Origin of the sequence: Edaphobacter aggregans DSM 19364 (genome assembly GCF_000745965.1) — a bacterium.
Classification (GTDB): Bacteria; Acidobacteriota; Terriglobia; order Terriglobales; family Acidobacteriaceae; genus Edaphobacter; species Edaphobacter aggregans.
In genome coordinates, this window is sequence record NZ_JQKI01000069.1 from 1 (window position 1) to 23,380 (window position 23,380).

21 protein-coding genes and 1 pseudogene are annotated in these 23,380 nt (G+C 60.8%); 8 read left to right on the top strand and 14 right to left on the bottom strand.

The window, feature by feature from the left end; all coding sequences use genetic code 11:
* Positions 1-224, top strand: a pseudogene (locus tag Q363_RS21240) (IS630 family transposase); the annotation flags it as partial.
* A gap of 341 nt (positions 225-565) precedes the next feature.
* On the opposite strand, the gene otsB reads toward Q363_RS21240, so the two are convergent.
* Together otsB and Q363_RS21250 are read right to left on the bottom strand one after the other, a co-directional pair.
* Positions 566-1,354, bottom strand: coding sequence for a trehalose-phosphatase (otsB, locus tag Q363_RS21245; RefSeq protein ID WP_051979103.1), 789 nt, complete (start codon positions 1,352-1,354; stop codon positions 566-568).
* 1 nt (position 1,355) lies between these two features.
* Positions 1,356-2,903: an alpha,alpha-trehalose-phosphate synthase (UDP-forming) gene (locus tag Q363_RS21250; RefSeq protein WP_245632377.1), complete on the bottom strand. Its 1,548-nt coding sequence runs from the start codon at positions 2,901-2,903 to the stop codon at positions 1,356-1,358.
* Between the two features lie 1,671 nt (positions 2,904-4,574).
* On the opposite strand from Q363_RS21250, the gene Q363_RS21260 reads away from it, so the two are divergent.
* From Q363_RS21260 to Q363_RS21270, 3 genes are all read left to right on the top strand, one after another.
* A complete protein-coding gene (locus tag Q363_RS21260; RefSeq protein ID WP_035354541.1) occupies positions 4,575-5,450 on the top strand; it encodes a TatD family hydrolase in 876 nt (291 codons plus the stop codon).
* A 41-nt stretch (positions 5,451-5,491) separates the two neighbouring features.
* Positions 5,492-5,992, top strand: coding sequence for a YajQ family cyclic di-GMP-binding protein (locus Q363_RS21265; RefSeq protein WP_035354543.1), 501 nt, complete (start codon positions 5,492-5,494; stop codon positions 5,990-5,992).
* Positions 5,993-6,070: 78 nt separating this feature from the next.
* Complete coding sequence (locus Q363_RS21270; protein ID WP_035354545.1) at positions 6,071-7,072, top strand: polyprenyl synthetase family protein; 1,002 nt, start codon at positions 6,071-6,073, stop codon at positions 7,070-7,072.
* A gap of 34 nt (positions 7,073-7,106) precedes the next feature.
* On the opposite strand, the gene Q363_RS38730 is transcribed toward Q363_RS21270, so the two are convergent.
* Together Q363_RS38730 and xseB (Q363_RS21275) are read right to left on the bottom strand one after the other, a co-directional pair.
* Positions 7,107-7,418, bottom strand: coding sequence for a hypothetical protein (locus Q363_RS38730; protein ID WP_157467284.1), 312 nt, complete (start codon positions 7,416-7,418; stop codon positions 7,107-7,109).
* A gap of 385 nt (positions 7,419-7,803) precedes the next feature.
* A complete protein-coding gene (gene xseB, locus Q363_RS21275) occupies positions 7,804-7,992 on the bottom strand; it encodes an exodeoxyribonuclease VII small subunit (protein ID WP_342667441.1) in 189 nt (62 codons plus the stop codon).
* Positions 7,993-8,102: 110 nt separating this feature from the next.
* Here xseB (Q363_RS21275) and Q363_RS21280 point away from each other — a divergent pair, with 110 nt between their 5' ends.
* Positions 8,103-9,089 (top strand): VWA domain-containing protein, encoded by a 987-nt coding sequence (locus Q363_RS21280; RefSeq protein ID WP_169747074.1) that lies wholly within the window; start codon positions 8,103-8,105, stop codon positions 9,087-9,089.
* 9 nt (positions 9,090-9,098) lie between these two features.
* On the opposite strand, the gene xseB (Q363_RS21285) is transcribed toward Q363_RS21280, so the two are convergent.
* Positions 9,099-9,383 carry an exodeoxyribonuclease VII small subunit gene (xseB, locus tag Q363_RS21285; RefSeq protein ID WP_051979105.1) on the bottom strand — a complete coding sequence of 95 codons (285 nt, stop codon included), beginning with the start codon at positions 9,381-9,383 and terminating at the stop codon, positions 9,099-9,101.
* Entirely contained in the window at positions 9,383-11,299 is a 1,917-nt protein-coding gene (locus tag Q363_RS21290; RefSeq protein WP_035354547.1) for a bifunctional homocysteine S-methyltransferase/methylenetetrahydrofolate reductase, read from the bottom strand. Before Q363_RS21290 ends, xseB (Q363_RS21285) begins: the two co-directional genes overlap by 1 nt.
* 168 nt (positions 11,300-11,467) lie before the next feature.
* On the opposite strand from Q363_RS21290, the gene Q363_RS21295 reads away from it, so the two are divergent.
* Both Q363_RS21295 and bshB1 read left to right on the top strand, forming a co-directional pair.
* On the top strand, positions 11,468-12,931 hold the full coding sequence (locus Q363_RS21295) for a hypothetical protein (protein WP_035354549.1): 1,464 nt from the start codon (positions 11,468-11,470) through the stop codon (positions 12,929-12,931).
* An 85-nt stretch (positions 12,932-13,016) separates the two neighbouring features.
* Complete coding sequence (gene bshB1, locus Q363_RS21300; protein ID WP_035354551.1) at positions 13,017-13,727, top strand: bacillithiol biosynthesis deacetylase BshB1; 711 nt, start codon at positions 13,017-13,019, stop codon at positions 13,725-13,727.
* Positions 13,728-13,763: 36 nt separating this feature from the next.
* Here bshB1 and Q363_RS36480 read toward each other — a convergent pair whose 3' ends face one another.
* The 7 genes from Q363_RS36480 to dcd form a co-directional block, all read right to left on the bottom strand.
* Positions 13,764-15,008, bottom strand: a complete 1,245-nt coding sequence (locus Q363_RS36480; protein WP_051979107.1) for a GGDEF domain-containing protein — start codon at positions 15,006-15,008, stop codon at positions 13,764-13,766.
* A gap of 211 nt (positions 15,009-15,219) precedes the next feature.
* Positions 15,220-15,846: a hypothetical protein gene (locus Q363_RS21310; RefSeq protein WP_035354552.1), complete on the bottom strand. Its 627-nt coding sequence runs from the start codon at positions 15,844-15,846 to the stop codon at positions 15,220-15,222.
* Between the two features lie 10 nt (positions 15,847-15,856).
* Entirely contained in the window at positions 15,857-16,825 is a 969-nt protein-coding gene (lpxD, locus tag Q363_RS21315; protein ID WP_245632376.1) for a UDP-3-O-(3-hydroxymyristoyl)glucosamine N-acyltransferase, read from the bottom strand.
* Complete coding sequence (locus Q363_RS21320; protein WP_084080621.1) at positions 16,786-17,730, bottom strand: lysophospholipid acyltransferase family protein; 945 nt, start codon at positions 17,728-17,730, stop codon at positions 16,786-16,788. Before Q363_RS21320 ends, lpxD begins: the two co-directional genes overlap by 40 nt.
* Positions 17,731-17,824: 94 nt before the next feature.
* Positions 17,825-18,526 carry a lipid-binding SYLF domain-containing protein gene (locus Q363_RS21325; protein WP_035354584.1) on the bottom strand — a complete coding sequence of 234 codons (702 nt, stop codon included), beginning with the start codon at positions 18,524-18,526 and terminating at the stop codon, positions 17,825-17,827.
* Between the two features lie 307 nt (positions 18,527-18,833).
* The gene (locus Q363_RS21330) at positions 18,834-19,478 is read right to left on the bottom strand and encodes a helix-turn-helix transcriptional regulator (RefSeq protein ID WP_035354556.1); all 645 of its coding nucleotides are present in this window, start codon (positions 19,476-19,478) and stop codon (positions 18,834-18,836) included.
* Between the two features lie 87 nt (positions 19,479-19,565).
* Positions 19,566-20,120: a dCTP deaminase gene (gene dcd / locus Q363_RS21335; RefSeq protein WP_035354558.1), complete on the bottom strand. Its 555-nt coding sequence runs from the start codon at positions 20,118-20,120 to the stop codon at positions 19,566-19,568.
* Between the two features lie 255 nt (positions 20,121-20,375).
* On the opposite strand from dcd, the gene Q363_RS21340 reads away from it, so the two are divergent.
* Entirely contained in the window at positions 20,376-20,645 is a 270-nt protein-coding gene (locus Q363_RS21340; protein WP_022844174.1) for an HU family DNA-binding protein, read from the top strand.
* A gap of 37 nt (positions 20,646-20,682) precedes the next feature.
* On the opposite strand, the gene priA is transcribed toward Q363_RS21340, so the two are convergent.
* A complete protein-coding gene (gene priA / locus Q363_RS21345; RefSeq protein WP_035354561.1) occupies positions 20,683-23,283 on the bottom strand; it encodes a replication restart helicase PriA in 2,601 nt (866 codons plus the stop codon).
* Positions 23,284-23,380: the final 97 nt, after the last annotated feature.

A 23,380-nucleotide genomic window follows, 5' to 3' on the forward strand; every position in this document is an offset into this window, starting at 1 on the left:
GCGGATGGCTGTGGGAGCGCTTTACTGTCCACTACACCCCAAAGCATGGAAGCTGGCTCAACCAGGCGGAGATCGAGATTGGCCTCTTTAGCCGCCAATGCCTCGGAAAACGCTGGATCGGGGATATCGTCACCCTCCGCCGCCAAGCCAAAGCCTGGAATCGCAGTGCAAACCGCCACAAGATCACCATCAAGTGGAAGTTCACAAGGAAGCTGGCACCCTGAAACTGAACTACTTATTCAAGCGGTCACAGTACTAGTGGCCTGTCGCAGAGAGAGGGGATGCAAGAGCCCTGCAGGAAAAGAAGTAGCGAATCCATCCTGGCCTCGAGTCTTGTAGGGAACATCGCGAGGTGTCGTAAGAGCCGTATGCGTAAACATGCACGTACGGATCTGTGCAGGGGGCGATCAGTAATGGTCGTTCCTGCCGCGACAGCTATGCTAGGTCGATTATTTCTGAGTTGCCGCAAAATCAACTAAATCACTTAGCAAGCGCGAGGGTGCTTTGGCAACGGTCACAACGCTAACTGTTCCCGGAGGGTTCACCCGCCCTGGTCCTGACCAGGCTATCCCGAAATATTAATCAGCCACCTTTCGAGAAGATCGATCAATTCCTGCGGGGGTCTGATCCACGTGTTCGCAATGGTCTCACGATAGGTAGCTTTCACGAGCACCGTAAGTCCATGTCCGTTTAGAACACGGAAGGCGTCTTCATCCGTTAAGTCGTCACCCAGATATGCGACGGGCGTGCGCGGCTCCAAGCCCGCAAGGATCGAGCTGACTGCATCGCCTTTGTTGGGATGTGATACACGCAGCTCCAATCCCGCTTCAAATTGGAGCAGTTTGAGACGTGATTGCTCGGCTATTTTCGTCCAGCCCTCAAGAGTGAGTAACTGCACACTCCTCGCCTCGGCAGTGGGTAGTCCTCGCCAATGGATAGCGATACCACCAAGTTTGAACTCCGCTCTGGACAAAAGTCCTGCCGCGACGATCCACTCCCGCGCCTTTGTCAGCGACACTGCGTCTTCCTCGTTGATCTGCGCACAACTGTAGCTTCCGTCGGTCAACTGACGCTCAAGGCCATGCGTCCCCCATAGCTCAAGGTTGTGCATCGGAGCAAGGAGTGCCCGCAGCTCCAGGATGGGACGCCCCGAGATAACGATGACTTTTGTCCTACCGGACTGCACGATTTCTTCCAGGATCGAAATGGCTCCAGGATAAGGGAAGGCACGGGTGCGATCGACGCAAAACGGCGCCAATGTGCCGTCATAATCCAGCAACAGCGCCGATGACGGAGCTGTCTTGAGCTGTTGCAAAAAAGCATCGAGCAAACTGGTCGTCACGCTGTCGTGCAAGCTATCTCTCCACCTGCGCCCTACCTATTACAGAGACATTTGTGTATGCCTTTTTCAGGCGGAGTTCGCAGAGTTCACCGATGAGAGTGGCTGCCCACCAATATATGTTTCTCTCCCTGACGGATCTTCTCATTCGACGCATTCGATCGACCATCTCGCTCACATTCATCTCGAGCGCATGCGCAATTGCCTCGGCGGTGGACTCAATGTCATATGGGTTCACGATGATCGCGTCATGCAACTCTCTCGCGGCGCCAGTGAAGCGACTCAGGATTAATACGCCGCGCTCGTCCTGTCGCGCTGCAACGTACTCTTTTGCCACAAGGTTCATACCGTCATGCAGGGATGTGACCATGCACAGATGAGCGGCTCGATAATACCGTTGTACCTCCTCATGCGTGTGCTCGCGGTTCTGGAAGACGATAGCTTTCCACTTTCCCCGTTTGAAGCGCTCATTGATCCTTTCAGCCTCAGCTTTAACCTCGGCCTGGAAGTCGGCATAGCGCTTGATACGACTCCGGGTCGGCGCACCAATCTGTATGAAGGTAAATTTACCTTGATACTTGGGATAGCGTTCGAGAAACGACTCAACTGCCTGGAATCGCTCGAGTATCCCTTTGGTGTAGTCTACGCGGTCGACGCCTACGCCCAGGTATGTCACCTCGATCCCCAGTTCCTGAAGCAACGCACTACGCTCCTCCTCAGCAGTCATACCCGTCTGCGCCAAGGAATGATCGTCAAGGAGTTCAACACTGATCGGAAATGGCAGAATCGAGGATCGATGTTGGTTGCGCTCGATAGAGAAGTGTTCCCAGTCGACTTTGGCTTCGAGTACGTTGTGCACTGTATTGAGGAAGTTGTTGCAGTGAGCCTGGGTGTGAAAGCCGATCAGGTCGGCTCCCAGTAAACCATCGAGCAGCTCGCGTTGCCAGGGACAGATGCTGAATGATTCGGCATTAGGCCATGGAATGTGCCAGAAGATAGCAACCCTCGCGTGGGGCAGCCGGTCCTTTATCAAGCGGGGCAAAAGGGCGAAGTGGTAGTCCTGGATCAGCACCACGGGATGATCCTCGCCGGCTATTTCTTCGACGAGGGCATTGGCGAACTTCTGGTTCACCCTGTTGTAGTATTCCCAATCTGACGCGCGAAAAGTCGGACGCGTGTGAGCAATATGGCAGAGTGGCCAGAGGCCCTCGTTCGAGAATCCGTTGTAGTAACCATCTTCTTCCTCACTGCTGAGCCAGACCCGACGAAGCGTATAGCGTGGATCGTCTGGCGGAACTTGGAGACGGTCATGCGTATCAACCGTCTCTGCATCCGCATTGCCGCTTCCATGAGCCACCCAGGTTCCACGGCAAGCACGAAGGATCGGTTCAATTGCCGTGACTAGACCACTGGGCGGGATCGTGACCTTTACCTTTTGGTCCTGTCGGATGTGCCGGTAGGGTTCACGATTCGAGACTACGAAAAGGTTGCTTCCATTTAGCCTGTTGCGCACATGATCCGCAAGCCGCTGGGCGGTCCACAGAGATTCGTTGATGTTGCGCAATCTGGCTTCTGTCTCGGCCGCTGCCCGTGCCTGCCACATGCTCTCCGCTAACGGGGCCAACTCATTCGCGAAAGGTGATAGAAGATTTAGATCTTGTGCTCTGGGTTGAACGGCGTGTCGTCCTGTACGAAGTGCCTTCATCCACTGCGAGATGCGCGCAATCGGGCCCGTCAGACTCCAGCGCAAGACCACAAGAGTGATGATTGCGATCACCAGTACCTGGACCGCCATACGAAGGAAGAATCGGCTCCAGGCCCGAAAAATCTCGGTTCGTATGTAGGTCGCGTCATGGACGACAATAACTTCCCCGATTGCTTTGTTGTCTATCGCGCGTATGGGAGCGACCACCATGTGGGTCCGCTTCAAGCCCGATCGTACAAATCCACTCACGGTGCGATTGCCGTGAAGTGCGTCTGTCATGAGCTTCGGCGCGCCCGATAGTAGAGACCCCAGCCCGGGGGTTACGACCAGCGAAGTGCCATCGCGATCGTAGATGCCAATTCCCAGCATATGGGCGTCGTTGGTGGAGCGCCGGACCATCAATTCCAGCCTCGCAGTGTCTCCGGCCTGCAAGGGTCCTTCTGCAGCCGCCGCTAAGCTCTGGCCGAGTGTTTCAGCTTTACTTTCGAGCTCCCGGCGTAGCGCATCCTTCGTTGTCCTCAGTTCGAACCAGGACGAAGCCAATGAAACTAAAGTTACGCCAATGATCAACGCAACTATCAACCGTAAGCTTAGGATCTTCATGAGGCGGCACGTAGGTCTTTCTGCAGAAAGCTAAGAAACCAAACGACACAGAATCAGCGGGAGCCTTTTGAAGCTGGCCGCTGTAAATATCTCTACGTACCCATGCGATCTCTAGCCAGGGACCCCGTAGATCAACCCAACTGAATCATTATCGCTCATACGAAGAAGTTTGCCGGTCTTGTGCGTCGCACGCTGCCGCTTGCGACAATGTCGCTGGTGTTGAACTCTGCGGCGCACCCGAAAGGTCGAACAAAATTTGGCCACCCGAGAAAGGAAAGCGGTACAGATCATGGAAAACCGGACCGTCATCGATGGCGAACTGGCAGCCCTTAGCTCTGACGGTCGCCCGAACTTCAATCTACTGCAAAACTTCCGGTCGTTGCTTTTGCCGTTGCCTTTGCTTTGCCGTTGCCTTTGCCTTTGCCTTTTGCCCGTCATTCTGAGCGAAGCGAAGAACCCCCGTATTTGCATTTGCCGTTGCTCTTGCATTTGCCGTTGCCGTTGCTCTTGCTTTTGAGGTAGAGCGGGCTTCAGCTGTTCCAGCTGAAGCCCGCGTCTAAACCCCGCCGCAACGCGGCGCACCGCACTGCCGTAGGCCGGAGCGAAGTCCGAAGGACGAAGCGACTGATCCCTCGCTTTTCCACAGCCCGACCCCCCCAAAATCGTGTCAAGCCCCAACTTCCCCCAACCCAAACAAACCAAACCACATCCACGTTGCCGATTAATTCCCTCTCATTCGCTAAACTAAATATAGGAAATCCCAAACAAAGCCCCAAAACACCCAAATCACGAAAATTCAATACTTTGCAAACACCAACCAAGCAAAATCAATACCGCACAAAGCGCTGAACACAGAAGTACCAACCTAAGTCTCATCAATAGAATACTTTGCACGAAAACAAACGGAGGGGAGGGATACCCGAAGACATGCTCGTAGACTCGCACGCACATCTCGACTTCTACACCGAGCGCCCCGCCGACCGCGACGAGGTCCTCGCCCGCGCCCAGATCGCAGGTGTCAACACCATCCTCGCTATCGGAATCGGCGAGGGCCCCGCCACCATGCACCAGGCCCTCGACCTCGCCCGATCCCTCCCCCGCACCCCCACCACCCCCCGAGTCTTCGCCACCGCCGGCATCCACCCCCAGGAGGCCGCCCACGCCACCTCAGACGCCCTAGAAAAAGTCGACACACTCGCCGCCGACCCCCTCTGCGTCGCCATCGGCGAGATCGGCCTCGACTACTACCACGTCGAAAACCCCGACATCCCCACCCAGCAGCTCGCCTTCACCGCCCAGATGTACATCGCCGCAACCGGCCGCAAGCCGATCATCATCCACTGCCGCACCTCCGAGCTAGCCACCCCGCAAGCGAAACAAAAATACGGCTCCGCCGACGCCTGGGCCGACACCCTCGCCCTCATCACGGAACACTTCAAGCCCACCGGACTGTCTGCAACCGGGGCCGGCATCATGCACTGCTTCTCCGGCAACATCGAAGACGCCCGACGCTCCCTCGACCTCGGTTTTTACCTCTCCTTCGCCGGCAATCTCACCTACCCCAAGGCCCAGCAGATCCGCGACGCCGCCGCCTTCGCCCCCGCCGACCGCATCCTCGTCGAGACCGACGCTCCCTTCCTCGCACCCATCCCCCTCCGCGGCCAGCGCAACGAGCCCGCCTACGTCGCCCACACCGCCCGCGCCCTCGCCGAGCTGCGCGGCATCTCACCGGAAGAGATCGCAGCCATCACAACCGAAAACTTCCACCGCCTCTTCCCATCCACCAGGCCCACCGAAGCCTGACATAATAGAACCCGGAAAATTTCGCGAAGGAAACAGAACACATGGCATCCGATAACAGCTTCGACGTCGTCAGCAAAGTAGAGATTCAGGAAGTCAAGAACGCCATCGATCAGGCAACCAAAGAGGTCCACGCCCGCTTCGACCTCAAGGACTCCAAGTCCTCCATCGAGCTCCAGGGGCAGGACACCATTCAGCTCGCCTCCCAAGACGAGTACAAGCTCAAGGCCGTCATCGAGATCCTCTCCCAGAAGCTCGTCAAGCGCGGCGTCTCCCTCAAGAACCTCGAGTACGAGAAGATCGAGCCCGCCGCCGGCTCCTCCGTCCGTCAGAAGATCAAGCTCGTCCAGGGCATCCCCTCCGAGAAGGCCAAGCAGATCGTCGCCCTCATCAAGGACTCCAAGAAGAAGGCACAGGCCTCCATCCAGGGCGACACCGTCCGCGTCGTCAGCAAGGACCGCGACACCCTCCAGGACATCATGGGAATGCTCCGCGGCAAGGACCTCGGCGTCGAGCTCCAGTTCACCAACTACCGCTCCAACTAAGTTTCCGGCTCGAAAATCTTGTGCGATCTTCGAGCCGGAACCTCTTCGCGATGAACATCCTGTTACTCTGAAATCAGAGTGAGTACTCTCTCCATCGCGACTGCGGCCGAGGTCTTCGACCTCCTCCGCGACGACCTCGCCGCCATCGAGCAGGAGTTCTCCAAGCAGTCCGCCTCAAACGTCGCCGTCATCACCGACATCGCCCAGTACCTCATCGCCGGCGGCGGCAAGCGCATCCGCCCGCTGCTGCTACTTCTCGCCGCGAAATCTCTCGGCAACGCGAATCACAGCCGCATCCGCCTCGGCGCCGTCGTCGAGATGCTCCACACCGCAACGCTCGTCCACGACGACATCATCGACGAGGCCGACACACGCCGCGGCCGCCCATCCTCCAATACCACCTGGGGCAACTCCAAGTGCGTCCTCGCCGGCGACTGGCTCTACATGCAGGCCTTCTCCACCGCGCTCGAGGAGCGTAACTTCCACGTCCTCGACCTGCTCATATCCCTCACCCAGCAGATGGTCGAAGGCGAGCTCCTCCAGATTGAGAAGCTCGGCCACCTCATCAACGAGGAAGAGTACTTCGACCTCATCTATCGCAAGACCGCCTGCCTCTTCCAGGTGTCCATGCAGCTCGGCGCAGCCATCACCCCGCACGAACACGGCGACGCCGCACTGATCGAGTCGCAGCTTGGAGAATACGGCCGCAACCTCGGCCTGGCGTTCCAGATAGTCGACGACGTGCTCGACCTCACAGCCACCGAGGACGTCCTCGGCAAGCCCGTAGCCTCCGACCTCCGCGAGGGCAAGGCGACGCTCGCCGTCATACACGCGCTCGAGCGAGGCACCGGAGCCGATCGCGAGGCCATCCGGACCGTCCTCGCCGACCGCAGCTTCGCCCACGTCTCCCACCCACAGATCCTCGAGATCCTCCAGCGACACGGCTCCATCGAGTACGCGATGGACACGGCCTGCGCCTACGCCGAAGCCGCCCGCCAATCCATAGCTGACCTCCCCCCCACCGAGGCCAAACGAGCCCTCCTCTGGGTCCCCGGCTTCGTCACCACCCGCGACCGCTAGCCTCTAACCTCTTTAATTCAGCCGCGCTCGATCATCACCAACCGATTGCGACGAGCATGTATTGAGGATTCGTGTGGGAGATATAGGTGGAATATCCTCCAACATCATCGTAGGGTACCTGTACCCGCGCCCGTACCCGCTCCCGTACCTGTACCCGCGCCCGTACCCGCACCCGCTCCCGTACCTGTACCCGCGCCCGTACCCGCTCCCGTACCAGTACCAGTACCCGCTCCCGTACCTGTACCTGAACCTGTACCCGTACCGGGCGCTGCCAAAACGTTACCTGCCGTGCCGCTGCAACCACAAAGAACAAGACACGCAGCCAGTGCAACGAGCCCAAGCTCACAGTGAACCTTTTGAGCGATGCGAGACGCTTTCATATCTTCTTTCGACGAAGTTCGGGTTTCATATTGTGCGGATAGACGGGGAGGTCCTTCGCCCGGATGGATCATGTTGCCGTCTGGCTCAGCCGTAGTACTGCATTCCTGCTTGTAGTCTGCTAAGTCCGGCTCCCAACGTGAGTTGGACGGCCCGCACCAGTAGGAACTCATGCCCCCAAAGGCCGGTCTATGACCCATTAGTGGCAGAGAGATACCTCTCGGTCATGCCGCTGCTTTATCTCAGACGCATAAGGACCGATCCTGCCATTCCCTGCTGCTAAAGATCAGCTCGTTTTCCCACCAGCTTCCCCCCGGATCCTGCTCTCAATCGTGATCGTGCCGGGGTTCTTATCAGCCCTGCTCTTCTTCCTCTTGTTCTTCAACCTCCAACTCCGCCACCCTCACCTCACCGCTCCCATCCTCCACCAGCACCTGAATCCTTCCCTCAGCATCCTCCAACTGCCTCTTGCACGCGTTCAAAAGCCTCACCCCCTCCTCGAACAGGCGCAGCGACTCCTCCAGCGGGAGATCTCCCCCCACCGAGGCCAAACGAGGCATCCTCTGGTCCCCGGCTTCGTCACCACCCGCGACCGCTAGATCCATTTGTTCGATAGAATCGTCGCGTGCTCAGGACTTTCACGAGCGTCGCGTTGTTAGTATCTGCCGCACCATTGGTGGCGCAAAACGGGACAAGTGACACTGTCCTCCATACAACATCAAGACTTGTTATCGTCCCCGCGTTGGTTCAAAACTCAACCCAAGAAATCTTCTACTCACTCCATGCAAATGATTTTCTGCTGTGGGACAAGGGCATTCCCCAGAAGGTTACCCTCGATGAAACCAGCAATCAGCCGCTCTCACTGGTCGTATTGATGCAGACTGGAGGAGCTGCAGTACGCGAGTTCGACAAATACATCAGCCTGGAGACGATGCTAGCCGCAATGCTCGGCAACGCTCCTAACCAGGTTGCCATCGTCAACTTCGATAGTAAACCCGAGGCAGCATCACCATTTACTTCAGATATCGCCCAGTGGACTGACGCAATCAATCATCCTGATCCGGGAGATAGCGGTGCGGCAATCAATGATGCCCTCAAGTTCGCCCTGAATCTGCTTGCACAACAACCAGCCAATCATCGAAGGGTGATTCTGCTCATATCGCAGCCACAGGACGCCGGAAGTAAGACGACTGCAAAAGAGATCACGCGCATTACAGGCGAGACCAATACAACAATCTACTCTCTGACATTCACGCCACAAATGACGAGGCTGAAGGATGCATTGAAAGAGCCGGCACACTCAAATGCTCCGCTCAACGTTGGCAATGGCTCCTATGTTGCCTATTTCAACTTGGCTGAGCCTTTGAACATGCTCCTTGATGCGATGCGAAAGGATGTCTCAACCGAGGTCGCGGCATTGTCAGGTGGTGAAGCAATTCGTTTCGGAAGCCGGAACGAGCTTGATGCCAGTGTTGCCCGCATCGGCAACCATATTCGCAATCGCTACACGCTCAGCTTCCGGCCATCCGCGCCGGATCCAGGCTTTCATCCCATTCGCGTAAGTTTAATCGGGTATCCTTCCTTAACCGTGACGGCAAGGAATAGCTACTGGCTAAGCGTCCAGGATGAGCAAAAGTAAAGTAAATCGTTACTCCTCGTCCTCACCCTCTTCAAACCGAAACGGGTCAGGGCCCTCTTCTTCCTCATCCACGTCCGTCTCGACCTCAAGCTCCTGCGCCTGCATCGTTCCTCCGGCGCGTTCGATGAGAACCTGAATCCGCCCTTCGGCCTCATTCAGCTCCTTTTTACACGACTCGGACAAGTTCATCCCCTGCTCGAAGAGCCGCACCGCTTCATCAAGCGGAAGCTCCCCCTGCTCCAGCCGCTCCACCACGGCCTCCAGCTCCGTCATCCTCTGCTCGAAGTCTGCCATTACGCGCTCACGCTTTCCGCCATTCCCAGCACCTGAGCCGCCGCGACATACTTGCCGAAGGGCGCACTGACCTGGACGCCCTGCACCATCGGCCGAGCCTCAGCCAGCATCTCCTGCGCGATGCGCACGCCCTCGGCACGCGCAGCTTCCGGAGAGGTCATCTTCGCCATCCGCGCCATGATCTCGTCCGGCATGCTCACCCGCAGATCGTTCTTCATAAACTCCGCATTCCGCAGGCTCGTCAGCGGCCAGATGCCCGCGATCACCGGAATGCGGAAGCTCTCGATTCTGCGTAGAAACTCCTCGAGGACGCGCAGATCGAAGACCGGCTGCGTGATCGCAAACTCCGCGCCCGCCTCCACCTTATAAGCAAACCGGCGAACCTCCTGGTCGATATCGGGAACCCCAGGATTCGCAGCCACCGAGATCGTGAAGCCGGTTGACTCGCCGATCGAGTTCTTCCCGATATCCAGCCCGCAGTTCAGATTACGCACAATGTTCACTAGACCGATGGCATCGACATCAAACACCGCCGTCGCATCCGGATAGTTCCCCAGCTTCGGCGGATCGCCCGTGAGGCACAGGACGTTCTTGAGCCCAATCGATGAGGCTCCCAGAAGATCGCTCTGAATGCTGAGCACATTCCTGTCGCGGCAGGTGTAGTGCAGGATCGTCTCGATGCCGACGTGCTGCTGAATCTGCACACACAGGCTTTGCGCGCTCATGCGTGCACTGGCGCGCGGCGAGTCCGGCACGTTGATCGCGTCCACGCCAAGCCTGTGCAACTCCGCTGCACCCGCAATCTCCTTCGAGCAGTCGATCCCCTTCGGCGGAACGATCTCCACCATCGAGACAAACTCGCCCGCGGCCACCATCGAGCCGATCTTCGACCGCTGCGCCAGCGGCGGGGGCGCGACCTTCGGAGCCGAAGGCGACTCCGCGCGCCGCTCCATCACCTGAGCTCCCGTCTCCATCGCGTCCATCGCCCGCAGCGCACTCTTCATCGCGCGCGTGTAGCTTGGAGTCGTCCCGCAACAGCCGCCCACCAGCGTCGCGCCAGCCTTCACCAGCTTGCGCGTGAAGCTCGCCATGTACTCCGGCGAGGTCAGGTAGATCGTCCTTCCCTCCACCGCGCGCGGAATACCCGCGTTCGGCATCGCCACCAGCGGCAGGGTCGTCACCGGACGCATCCGCTCAATCACACTCAGCACGGTCGCCGGCCCGGCGCTGCAATTGCAACCGATCGCATCCGCTCCCGTCGCTGCAAGCCGCTGCGCCGCCGTCTCTGCCGAGGCGCCGTCCAAGCAGTTGCCTTCTTCATCGACCGTCACCATCACGATCACCGGCACCTCCGGCGCAACCATCCGCGCCGCCGCAACCGCCTGCTCGGCCTCCACCAGCGACGTCATCGTCTCGACGCTCAGCAGGTCAACGCCAACTCCCGCCCCGCCCTCCACCAACGCGGTGATCTGCTCGGCAAAGGCCACCCGCGCCTCCTCCAGCCCAATCTTGCCCAGCGGCTCCAGGCGAACACCCAGCGGGCCGATGGCGCCTGCCACAAAGGCATCCACCGCCTGCTTCTCGCGAATCTGGTTCACGCACTCCCGCGCCAGCCGCGCGCCGGCCAGGTTGATCTCGCGCACCTTGTCGCCAAGCCCATAGTGCTCCAGCCGGAAGGCATTGGCTCCGAACGTATTCGTCTCGATCACCTCGGCGCCGGCCTGCAGGTACTCGGTATGGACCCCGCGCACCATCTCCGGCTGCGACAGGTTCAACTCGTCGTAACAGCGGTTGATAAAGACGCCGCGAGCGTACAACATCGTGCCCATCGCTCCGTCGCACAGCACCGGCGCGCCCGCAAACAATCTCCTGACCCCGGCAGCCCCGTTGCCTGCACTCTCCACAGCCTTGCTCATCATTCACTCCAGCTTATCCAAACCATCCTAAGCCACTGCGCAGTAGCATTCCAAATCATTGTGATCGACTCAGTGCAACCCGTTCTGACCGGTTCCCTTTGTTATACTTGGGCCTACGAGCCGTGGCCCCAACCCCACGTCCGCAGCGCAGTTCGGAGTCTGTCACCGTTGAAGAATCGTAGTTTCCTTTCCCAGTCGTTCTGCGCCCAGTTCTTCTGCGGCCTTATCATCGCCGCCGTCACTGTCGGACTCGCCTCCTGCGGCACCCGCTACTACAAATTTCCGCAGTACACCTTCGCCAACCGGCCCATACCGCCCAGCAAACTCGCCAACCGCGTAATGGTCTCACTGACCGTCAACGGCTCACAGGGCAGCCTCCAGATCCTCGACGCCTTTCGCGACATCCGAAGCAACATCTTCGACCCCAACACCTCCTTTCACATCTCGGGCTATGCCTCCGGCTTCCCGAACATGATCTTCAACTTCCCCGAGCAGGTCCTCGGCTTCGTCTACTCCAACTCCGACGGCAGCCTCACCAGGATCGACTACGGCAAGGAGGCCGCCTCCGGCACCGGCGGCACGCTGCCGCAACGGTCTGACTCCATCGCCGTCCCGCTCAACTTCAACCACGTCTACGCCGCGGCCTCCGCCATCGGCCAGCTCGTCGTCATCGACAACACCTCCGGCCGAACCTTCGCGCTCAACCTGCCCAACGTCTATAAGGTCGCCGTCAATCAGGGCGATACGGTCGTGCTGGCGATGGTCCGCAACTCGAACACGCTCTACCGGCTCATCAGGCTCAACGCCAACCAGCCCGCCGTTCCCGGCGCAGTCGACTGCCAGCCCTTCAACCTTCCCGTCTACTGCGTCGTTCCGGTTCCCGACAGCGCAACGAACCCCAGCCTTGATCGCCCCGTCGGAGCCTACTTCTCGCTCGATGGCACGACGGCCTACGTGCTCAACTGTGGCCCCGAGTGCGGCGGCAACGCCTCCAGCATCACCTTGCTGCAGCAGGGTGCGATGCGCGTCGACAACTTCCCCACCTCCACCAACTATCCCTCGCCCGTCATCGGAAGCGTATCCGTTCCGGGAGGAGCCACCACAGTGCTCTCCGACGGAACCACGCTCTACATCGCTGGCCAGCAGTTGCTGGCAGACGGGCTCTTTACCGGCTTCCTCTCCACCATGGATCTCGCATCCAACACCATTACTGGCAAATACGGCATCTCCGACGGCTACCACACCAAGCTTCTCTTCGGCGACGACAATACCCTATGGATCGGCTCACAGGGCTGCGCTAACGGCGAGCGTGCCAAGCTGAATCAGAACTACAACTGCCTCACCCGCTTCGACCTCGGATCGAAGTCTGCCAGCATTGTCCCCGCCGTCAATCCCGCCGACCCCAACTCGCACGTACCCTACCCTAACGCGAACGAGAACCTGCAATACTACGGCGATCTCACTGGCCTCTGCTGGGTCCAGAACATGCACAAGATGTACACCGCCTACGGCGGCCAGGTTCACGCCTTCAACACAGCCGACGGCTCCGAGATCGACAACTCCCGCATCACCATTCAGGGCACCGCCCTCGACGTCGCCTACATGGACGCAATCACCAACGCAGCAAATTAAGAGGCAGTTGCAGGTTGTCAGTTGCAGGTTGATAGTATCCCTTCCAACAACTGACACCCTGTAACTTGCAACTGACAACTCTTCCATGCTCACCGACATTCTCGCCATCGCCGCGCACCGTGACGACGTCGAACAGACCTGCGGCGGCACGCTGCTTGCCATGCACGCCCGCGGCTGGAGCACCGGCATCCTCGATCTCACCCAGGGTGAGTCCGGGACACGCGGCACCGCCGAAGAGCGCCGCGCCGAGGCCGAGGCCGCCGCGCGCATCCTCAACGTCACCCATCGCGAGGCGCTTGACCTCCCCGACGGCAACGTCGAAAACACGCAGCCCAATCGCCTCAAGATCGCAGCCGTACTCCGCCGCCTGCGCCCTCGCGTCGTCATCCTTCCCTACTGGCAGGGCCGCCATCCGGACCACTACACGACCGCAACGCTCGGCTACGAGGCCTGCTTCGCCAGCGGCCTGGCAAAGCTCGACATCCCCGGAGCACCGCACCGCCCCTACAAAATCCTCTACGCCTCGCTCTACGCCGACGTCCGCCCATCCTTCGTCGTCGACATCACCCCACACATCGAGCAGCGTCTTCAGTCCCTGCTGGCCTACCGCTCACAGTACGCCAACCAGCCCACCGGCGGCGGACTCTTCGTTCCTGAAAACGACATCCGCGAGCGCACCTTCTCGACCGCGCGCCACTACGGCCTTCTCGCCGGAGTCCGCTACGCGGAACCCTTCGTCCAGAAAGAGGTCGGCCTCATCGAAGACCTCATGCTCCTGCCGGTCCAATCCATCTGATACTTCCCCGCGCCGGAAGCTCGCCTTTGCTGCAGCTCAGGCCTCTTCCTTCGCAAGCTTTCGATGCTCGGCGACGGCGCCCTCTTTCCTTGCCTCCAGCAGTGCCCCTGCCGGTATGTCCTCCGGCTCTGCCGCCAGCACCCGGTTACGGCCCTCCCGCTTGGCGCGGTACATTGCCGTATCGCTCAGGTCCATCAGGCTCTGCCACGCCAGCCCCGATACATCCGACGACGCCACACCCAGGCTCGCCCGTGTGCGTACCATCTCTCCCCGATACCGTACGACCATGTCATGGATCTCCACACGCAGCCGCTCGGCCACCGTCATCGCCTCGGCCAGCGACGTCTCCGGCAGCAGCACGCAGAACTCGTCACCTCCCATCCGCGCCACTGAGTCATGCCCCCGCACCGTCTCCTGCAGCACGCCGGCCACAGCCTGCAGCACCACATCTCCGCAGCTATGCCCCTTGGTGTCGTTCACCACCTTCAATCCATCCAGATCGATCATCACGATTGCCAGCGATCCATTCAGCCTGCGGCAGCGCTGAATCTCCCGCATCGCAACTCGCTTCAACGCCCAGCGGTTCAGCAGTCCAGTCAACTCGTCCACCTGGGCACGCCACAGCAGCTCCACCCTCAGCTTCGCCGTCGTCAGCGACATGAATCCAAACGCCGTCACTCCGGTCGTCACCAGGCAGGCCATCAGCCAGATCGGAACCACCCGCGCAAACTCGGCGGAATATCCCGGCGATCGGTAGTGCGACGCCACGACGGCCCGCAGCAGAAATACCAGCGAGTAGGCCGAAAGTCCCAGGCTCGTCAGCCACCCCACCGCGCCTACCTCTTCTCCCGAGTAACGGAAGATCGCCGCAGCGATAATCGCAAACTGAACTCCCAGCGTCACGCACAGAACCAACGCCAGCAGAGGTGCCGCCGTTGGAACAGCTAAGAAGTACCCGGCCACCACAACAAGTCCGGCGATGAGCCCGTACTGTGCCTCGCGCAGCAACGCTCCGCGCTCCAGCAGCTCCGCAAACGCATGGTGCAGCATCAGCGCCCCCACAACGGCAAGCACAGCACTGATCGCTGTGGCATACTTCGCCGGCCCCAACTGCAGCCAGCTCACCCCCACCAGCAGCATCGATACGCCTCGGCACAGGTTCGCGCCCGCAAACCACATCGCGCCCCGCGTTCCACCCACTACCCTGGCATTTACCAGCATCACGCCCGCATACAGCGCAAACAGCAAGACATTTGCCAGAACCAGCGTCGTCGTATCCATTGCGCCCGCCCAACCGGGAATACAGCCCCCGAAACGTTCTCCTGCGCCCACAAGAAAACCGCCAGGACCACGACGAATCGAACCACCGCGCGCCCCGGAACCCGAGCCCCTTCGCCTTACACCGTAGGCGAAGCATCTTCTACCAGTGTTAAGCGCAGAAGCATACTCCCAAGGGCAAACAGTTCGTCGAAAAAAAAACAACAATATTTACTTACTCTTCAGATGCATTTTCCCGCTGCCGCAGCCGCGCCCTGACAAACGCGACCACGTCATCGCTGACGTAAACCGGCGGCCGCATCGTCAGCACGGGAGTCCCCTCCATCAGCCTCAGCGAAACCCCCTTCCACCCTGGCCTTCCCAATCCCCCCTCCGGAACCAGCACAGCGTCCGCCCGGTCCAGATACAGCAGTGCCGAGTCCTTGAAGTCCTCCACCGCAGGATCCAGCACGCTCAGGTAGACATCCGGGCGCAGAAACCGCAGAATGCTGTTCGACTCGATCACCGCATTCTCCGACTGCTCCAGCTCTCTCCTTATGCGCGGCATCGCCTCGGCCAGATCGCCCATCCGCGTCCGCACCCACAGCGACCGCACCGCTCCCGCCGGCAGGTACCGCGACGAGTCCGTACCGCTCGCCCTGTCTCTCTCCTCGCTCACCGCCAGCGTGTGCTCCGACGTCTCGCAGTCGCATGGCTCCCCATTCGCCGAGCACATTCCATGCCCGAACTGCGTAATCTTGAACGCCGTCCACCGCATCTCCGGCATCCCGCGTATCAACCCCTCCACCACGCTCGTCTTGCCGATATTCCGCGAGTGCCCGCCCACCACCACGATCGCCATAACCCACCGCCTACCGCTGCTTCAGCCGCGCCAGATCGCGCAGATACTCCTTCAACGGACGCGCCGGCCTTCCCCAGAACACCTCGCCCTTGCCCCTCATCTTCTTCCCGCTCAGAACCCCCGCGCCGCCCCCCAGAATCACTCCCTCTCCCACCGTCGCATGCTCGCCGATCCCCACCTGCCCGCCCAGCACAGCGCCATCCTCCACCACGCTCGAGCCCGAAATTCCCGTCTGTGCCGCGATCACCACATTTCTCCCAATCACACAGTTATGCCCAATGTGCACCAGGTTATCAATCTTCGTCCCTCGCCCAATCCGCGTCTCCCCCAAAGCTCCGCGGTCGATCGTCGTGTTCGCCCCGATCTCCACGCGGTCCTCCACCACCAGCCGCCCCTGCTGCGGAAACAGCACATACTCTCCCGTCTCTCCATCGCGCGCGTACCCAAAGCCTGTCGACCCCAGCACCGCCCCCGCCTGCACCACCACCTCATCCCCCAGCACCACGCCGGGATAGATCGTCACCCGCGCCTGAATATCGCAGCCGGCCCCGATCCTCGCCCCATCGCCCACGACGACTCCCGGCCCAATCGCCGTTCCCGGACCGATCACCACATCGCGCCCCACTACCGCCGTCGGATGCACCCCAGCCTCGAGCGCCCTGCCCGCGAGCCGCCGCGCAGCCACGGCAAATCCCAGCCGCGCATCCTTCACCCACAGAATCCGCGCGTCCGCCGCTGCCCCGTCGGTTCCCTTCAGCTTCGCGCTCGCCAGAATCGCTCCCGCCTTTGTCGCCACCGCCGCATCCAGCGCGGCCTGGTCCACGGCAAACACCAGCGCGTCCGCCGTCGCTCCCTCCAGCCCCGAGACCCGCGCGATCTCCGCATCCGCTCCCGCCTCAGAAGCCCCCAGCCACTCCGCAATCTTGCGCGCCTTCGCCATCAGTAGATCCCCTCTTCCCCCGCCGGACGAGTCTTCCATCGCCGATGCATCCATAGCCACTGCTCAGGATACCGCCGCACATAGCTCTCGATCGCCGTCGTGAACGCCGCCGTATTCGTCAACGCATCCTGCTCAGCGTCGCCCGTCGTCACCACCGGCAGCGGGTCGCCGAAGTGCAGCACGTACCTCTGCTCTCTCTCCTCCCATAGCAGAAATCCCGGAACCACCGCCGCTCCCGTCTTCGCCGCCACCCGCGCCATCCCCGAGGCCGTACACGCCGTCACTCCGAAGTACGGCACAAACACTCCCTGCGGCGGAGTCATGTTCGTGTCCATCAGAATCCCCACCGTCTCACCCGCCCTCATCGACGCAATCAACCGCCGCGCAAAGTCGTCTTTGTGAATCACCCGGTTCCCATGCAGACACCGAATTTCGTTCACAAAGTGATCCACCAGCGCATTATCCAGTCGCCGGATCACCATCCCCATCGGGTACCCCATCAGCGAGTGGTAGAAGCTCGACAACTCCCACGCCCCCAGGTGCCCCGTCAGCACTAGAACCCCCTTGCCCCGCTCGCGCGCCCGCAGATAATTCTCCAGCCCCTCGTACCGGATAAACTCACTCGCCCGCTCCGCCGTGTACCCCGGCATCAGGCAAAACTCCGCCAGCAGCCACCCCAGGTTGCGGTAGACCTCTCGCAGAATCCGCTCACGCTCCCCCGCGCTCATCTCGGGAAACGACAGTTCCAGGTTCCTCAGCCCCACGCGCCGCAGCCTCCCAAGCCCCCGGTACGCCAGCCCGCCGATCGCCGCTCCTGCCGCGCGCGCCGTGCGCCGCGGAAGCACTCCCAGCACACGCACCAGCAGCCACACCGCGGCAAACTCCACAGTCTCGCGTACCGTTACCGTCTCCGGCGCCGGCTCTCTCTCAATCGCCTCGCTCAAGCCTCAAGTCTAAATGGCCCTGCCTTCGCCGAAAAACGCAAAGAGGAGCGGCGCTCGGCCGCTCCTCTTTGATCCTCTGAACTTCCACAGAATATTACTTATTCTCGGCCTTGGCCTCCACAAAGTACTTCGCCACCGTGCGCACAAACGGCCGAGCCTCCTCCGGAGTCGCCTTGTTGCCCTTCAGAATCGTGTCAAACGGAATTGCGTCGCCGTATACCACTCGCGTGTCGTCCCCGTTCTGCGACAGCACCGAACCGTCCAGATCGATGCCCGCAAACAAGCCCTTGCTGCGCGAATACGTCAGCAACTCCGCATTCATCTTCCAGTCCGTGCCCGCCTGCGCATTGCGCCCTACAGGCCCGGCTGAGGCCGCAGCGTCCGCGCCAATCTTGAACTTGTTCTTCAGCATGTCCTGCATGCCCTGCTCATTCATCGCGACGATGATCAGGTCCGTCGCCTGCCCGCCGATCTGGAACCCGAAGCTCCCCCCCGCCAGCTGCACGAACACCGGTGCGCTCCATCCCATCGGAGTGCGGCACGTCGCCACACCCTGCCCGTACTGCGCTCCCACCAGGAACGCCGCCTTCTTGTAGCTTGGAATCACCGTAACGCAGGTCGCACCCGCAAGGATGTTCGAAGGAATTCCCCTATCCGGGGTCGCCATGATCTGCGTGATCACCGCCTGCGCATCCTGCATCCGCTCCACCAGCTTTGCTTTATCGCTGGCGCCAAATGCAGCCGTCGAGCTTACCGCCAACGCCGCGCCACACACAATCACAGACAAACGATTCATCATCATCAATTTCCTCATGCTTTCCAATCATCAAACAGGCGACCAACCGCCTGTCTCAACAGGATAGTGTGATGGCCGCTTGGAAGCATACGTTGTAGTACCAGACCCGGTACCCCCACCGCAAAAAATGGGGGTTGTAGAGAAGTGCCTGGATCGCCAGGCGCGCTCTCTACAACCCCTCTCCCAGGTCTGTGTTGCTTGATAAGAGCTTGCCTCACATCCCGGCACATCACAACAGTACGGAGGTCTGTAGACCTTTAGGTAATCAGGATGGATGGGACGGTAACCAACCGCAGGCCGACTGCGATTACCTCGCCACCAGGTTTCGGCTTACCGCCTGCATCGTCAATGCGATGCGATTCTGCACCCCAACCTTTCGCATCAGCCGTCCCACATGCGCCTTCACCGTCGCCGCATCGATCCCCAAAGCCTCGGCGATCTCCCGGTTCGGCCTGCCCGCCACCAGCAGCGTCAGCACCTGCGCCTCGCGCTCAGTAAACTTCGGCTCCGCCATCGCCCCGCGGCCCTCCGTCGCCGAGGCCTCCAGCAGCCGCGCCAGCACCTTGCGCGGAGCCCACACCGATCCGTCCTGCACAATCTCAATCGCCAGCCTGATCTCGTTCTCCCGCGCCGTGTGCGCCAGGTATCCCTTCGCGCCAGCGCCAATCACCCGCTGAATATACTCGTGGCTCTCCTCCAGCCCGATCACGATCAGCCGCAGGTGCGGACGCGACCGCCGGAACGTCTCCAGCAGTTCGAACAGGTGATCCGTGCACGCCGCGTCGATCAGGATCAGCGACACTCCCGACGCATCCAGCGCTCCCGGAACCGACAGCGGAATCACGGTCGTCCCATCGCCTTCAGCGAAGATCGACTGCAACCCAAGCACACGCAGAGGGTCCGTTGCAATCAGACCGATGCGTAGCTGCTCTTGGGGAGGCGTCTCTTTCATGGGACCTTGGGCGACCGGGGGAGGTCTTTCCTATATTTTTTTCAAGCGACCGCAGGCTAAGACCGGCACCGGAGCGCCGGCCCTTCGCTAAAGCTTCGGAAGAACGATTCCCTGCTGCTTCTGGTACTTGCCCTTGCGGTCCGCGTAGCTGATCTCGCAGCTCTCATCGGACTGGAAGAACAGGATCTGGCAGAGTCCTTCATTCGCGTACACTCGCGCCGGCAGCGGAGTCGTGTTCGAGATCTCGAGCGTCACAAACCCCTCCCACTCCGGCTCAAACGGCGTGACATTAACGATGATCCCACACCGCGCATATGTCGATTTACCAACGCAGATCGTCAGAACATCGCGCGGAATCGTGAAGTATTCAATCGACCGTGCCAGCGCGAACGAGTTCGGCGGAATAATCACGCTATCGGCCACCACCGTCACAAACGACCGCTCGTCGAAGTCCTTCGGATCGATGATTGCGCTGTTGACGTTGGTAAAGATCTTGAACTCGTCGGAGACCCGAAGATCATATCCATACGAGGACAACCCATAAGAAATCACGCCCTCGCGTACCTGCTTTTCACTGAACGGGGAGATCATTCCGTTTTCCTTCGCCTGCTGGCGAATCCAACGGTCGCTTTTAATGGCCACTCGCCTCTGCTTCCCTTCTCACTCGAAACTGGAAACCTCTCTAACAATTTATCCCGGATAATCGCTTCCGCTCGCCCCTCGCTTGTGGCAAAATAGGCGCGGCAGTCTCCCGACACCCGGTTGCGTCATTAGATTCTTCATCTTACGGTAGCGATCTGGCGTTGACAATCTGGCGTCGAGTTTCTACTATCACGTTACTAAACCAGGTCATCACCCGTACGACACAAATCTACAGCCCAAGGACGGCGGCCCATAATGATAAAGCAAGATTTAATACAGAGGGTTGTTGAGCGCACCGGCCTGCCACGTACCAAAGCAGAGGCTGCCGTGGACGCTATCTTCGAGAGCATGAAGCAGACACTGGTCGCCGGTGACCGCATCGAACTTCGCGGCTTCGGCGTCTTCACCGTCAAGCCGAGGAAGACTGGTATCGGTCGCAATCCAAGGACCGGCGCTGAGGTCACCATCGCCCCCGGCAAGGCCGTCCGGTTCAAGCCCGGCAAAGAGCTCCATCTGTTGAACTAGATCTGCCTCGGAACCGCGGTGCGCCCTGTGAGTCCGCTCACATCAGGTGTACCGCGTCGACATCCACTACCAGGTTCCGTCGCAAAATCCCTCGTGCCTCGGCGAAGCGGAGCATCGCACGCAGCGCCTCACCCAGCGCCTGCCTCTTCTCCGCCTTAAGCACAAAGTGGTACCGGTAGATGCGCTTCAGCCGCGAGAGCGGCGCCGCCGCCGGCCCCAACACACGGACCTTGTCCAGCCGCGTCCTCTCGAACCACCGCCCCAGCTCCGCCGACCAGCCCGTAGCCTCCTCCAGCCGCTCGCTCTGCACCACCACGTTCGCCAGCACCCCATAGGGCGGATAGTGCATCCACCGCCGGTACTGCAGCTCCTTCGCCACGAACCCTGGATAGTCATGCGCCGCCGCAAACTTCACCGCATAGTGATCGGGATGATACGTCTGCACCAGCACCCTCCCCGGCAGCTCTCCGCGTCCAGCGCGCCCTGAGACCTGCGTCAGCAGCTGAAACACCCTCTCCGCCGCGCGAAAGTCCGGAAGCCCCAGCGCAAAGTCCGCGCCCACCACGCCCACCAGCGTCACGCCGTGAATATCGTGCCCCTTCGCGATCATCTGCGTCCCCACCAACAGATTGATCTCTCCCGCATGCAGCCGCGCCAGCAGACGCTCCATATCGCTGCGCCCCCGCACCGTGTCGCGATCCATCCTCCCGATCCGAGCATGAGGAAAGATCTCCTGCAGCCTCTCCTCGCCCTGCTGCGAACCCGCCCCCAGGTAGTACAAGTGCTCACTCTCGCACTTCGGGCACTTCTTCGGAACCCCGCGCCGGAACCCGCAGTAGTGGCACTCCAGCCTCTGCCCTGGCTGCGCAATGGCATCGTTGCCACTCACCGGCTTGTGATACGTCATCGAGATCGCGCAGTTCTCGCACTCGATCTTCTCCCCGCAGCTCCGGCACATCACCACAAACGAATACCCGCGCCGGTTCAGCAGAATAATCGCCTGCTCCCCGCGCGCAATCGTCGCCTCTGTCTCTTCGATCAGCCTCCGCGAGAAGATCTGCTCCTGCCCCGTCTCGCGAAACTCGTTTCGCATATCCACCAGCTCCACCGCCGGCAGCGGACGATCCGCCACGCGCTCCCGCATCTCCACCCGTGCATACCGTCCCTTCTCCGCATTCGCCCAGCTCTCCAGCGACGGCGTTGCCGACCCCAGCACCACCACCGCCCCACCTAGCTTCGCCCGCATCACCGCCACATCCCTGCCGTGATACCGCGGGGTCTCCTCCTGCTTGTAGCTCCCATCGTGCTCCTCATCCACGATGATCAGCCCCAGCTCCTTGAGCGGAGCGAACACCGCCGACCGCGTTCCCACCACCACCCGCGCCTCGCCCCGCCGAATCCTGTGCCACTGCTCCGCCCTCTCATCCGGCGTGAGCTGCGAGTGCAAGAGCGCGACCTCATCCCCAAACGCCGCCACCAGCTGCCCCGTCATCGCTGGCGTCAACCCGATCTCCGGAACCAGCAGCAGCGCACTCTTCCCCGCATCCAGAGCCCGCCGCATCGCCGCAAAATACACCGCCGTCTTGCCCGACCCCGTCACCCCATACAGCAGATGCGGCCGAAACCCTCCCTGCGCCATCGCCGCCGCGATCGTCCCCAGCGCCTCCATCTGGGCCTCGTTCAGCGCGTGCTCGTGAGCATGCTTCTTCCCATGCGCGCCCACCCCGCCAAAGTGAAACTCCTCCGCGACCTCCTCCACCCGCACCAGCCCGCGCTTCACCAGCGTCCCCAGGGACGACTCCGGCACCCCCACGCGCGAGAGCGTCTCCCGCAGATCCCGCACCCGCATCCGCCCACCCACAGCCGCCAGCTCCGCCATCACCGCCAGCTGATTCTCATTCAGCCTCGGCAGCCTCTTCCCAACCTCTCTCAAAGACGAAGTGTCATCCTGAGCGGAGCCACTCGCAGCCTCATCGCGAGTGGCGGAGTCGAAGGATCTGCGGTTCCCCTCCCCAGCCTCCAACCCATGCCCCACCAAAATCGCCACCTTCTCCAGCCGCCGGGCATCCCTCTCCTCCGCCACGGCCTCGCGTAGCAGCCACCTCTTCCGAACCATCCCCTCCAGCAGAGCCTTGTTCGCCCCTGTAGCCGACCGCAGCGCCGACATCTTCGCCGCCTCTCCACCCTCCAGATAGTTCAGCACCGCATACTCGCGATTCTGCTCCTCCGGCGACAGCTTCGACCGCCGCGAAGCCCCCTTCGCCGCGCCCTCATACAGCACCTTCCGACCAACCTCTGTGATCCTGTAGACAAACTGCCGCCGCACCTCCGCCCCCAGCGGCAGCATCCCCCTCAGCACCTCGCCCAGCGGAGCCACATAGTACCCCGCAATCCACCGTGCCAGCTCCATCAGTTCATCCGGCAGCAGAGCAACATCATCCAGCACCTGCTGCACGGGCTTGATCTCAAAACCTTCCGCGGGCCTCTCATCGTGAACCCGCACCACCACACCCATCAGCGCCTGCCCGCTGAACGGAACCAGCACCCGCGCCCCGACAACGGGATCAACACCGTTCACCGCATAGGTAAACGTCTGGTCCAGCGGAACCGGCAAAGCGACATCGCAAAACAGAGGCATCCCTCCAGCTTAACGGAACGCCGCAGTCCTATGCCGTCTGCCTTTTGGTTGTCATTCCGACCGGAGCGCAGCGAAGTGGAGGAATCTGCTGTTTGCG

Coding starts and splice junctions, on each gene's coding strand:
- Q363_RS21260 (WP_035354541.1), top strand. CDS start 4,575: ATGCTCGTAGACTCGCACGCACATCTCGACTTCTACACCGAGCGCCCC.
- Q363_RS21265 (WP_035354543.1), top strand. CDS start 5,492: ATGGCATCCGATAACAGCTTCGACGTCGTCAGCAAAGTAGAGATTCAG.
- xseB (WP_051979105.1), bottom strand. CDS start 9,383: ATGGCAGACTTCGAGCAGAGGATGACGGAGCTGGAGGCCGTGGTGGAG.
- Q363_RS21290 (WP_035354547.1), bottom strand. CDS start 11,299: ATGAGCAAGGCTGTGGAGAGTGCAGGCAACGGGGCTGCCGGGGTCAGG.
- bshB1 (WP_035354551.1), top strand. CDS start 13,017: ATGCTCACCGACATTCTCGCCATCGCCGCGCACCGTGACGACGTCGAA.
- Q363_RS36480 (WP_051979107.1), bottom strand. CDS start 15,008: ATGGATACGACGACGCTGGTTCTGGCAAATGTCTTGCTGTTTGCGCTG.
- Q363_RS21310 (WP_035354552.1), bottom strand. CDS start 15,846: ATGGCGATCGTGGTGGTGGGCGGGCACTCGCGGAATATCGGCAAGACG.
- lpxD (WP_245632376.1), bottom strand. CDS start 16,825: ATGGAAGACTCGTCCGGCGGGGGAAGAGGGGATCTACTGATGGCGAAG.
- Q363_RS21325 (WP_035354584.1), bottom strand. CDS start 18,526: ATGAATCGTTTGTCTGTGATTGTGTGTGGCGCGGCGTTGGCGGTAAGC.
- Q363_RS21330 (WP_035354556.1), bottom strand. CDS start 19,478: ATGAAAGAGACGCCTCCCCAAGAGCAGCTACGCATCGGTCTGATTGCA.
- Q363_RS21340 (WP_022844174.1), top strand. CDS start 20,376: ATGATAAAGCAAGATTTAATACAGAGGGTTGTTGAGCGCACCGGCCTG.
- priA (WP_035354561.1), bottom strand. CDS start 23,283: ATGCCTCTGTTTTGCGATGTCGCTTTGCCGGTTCCGCTGGACCAGACG.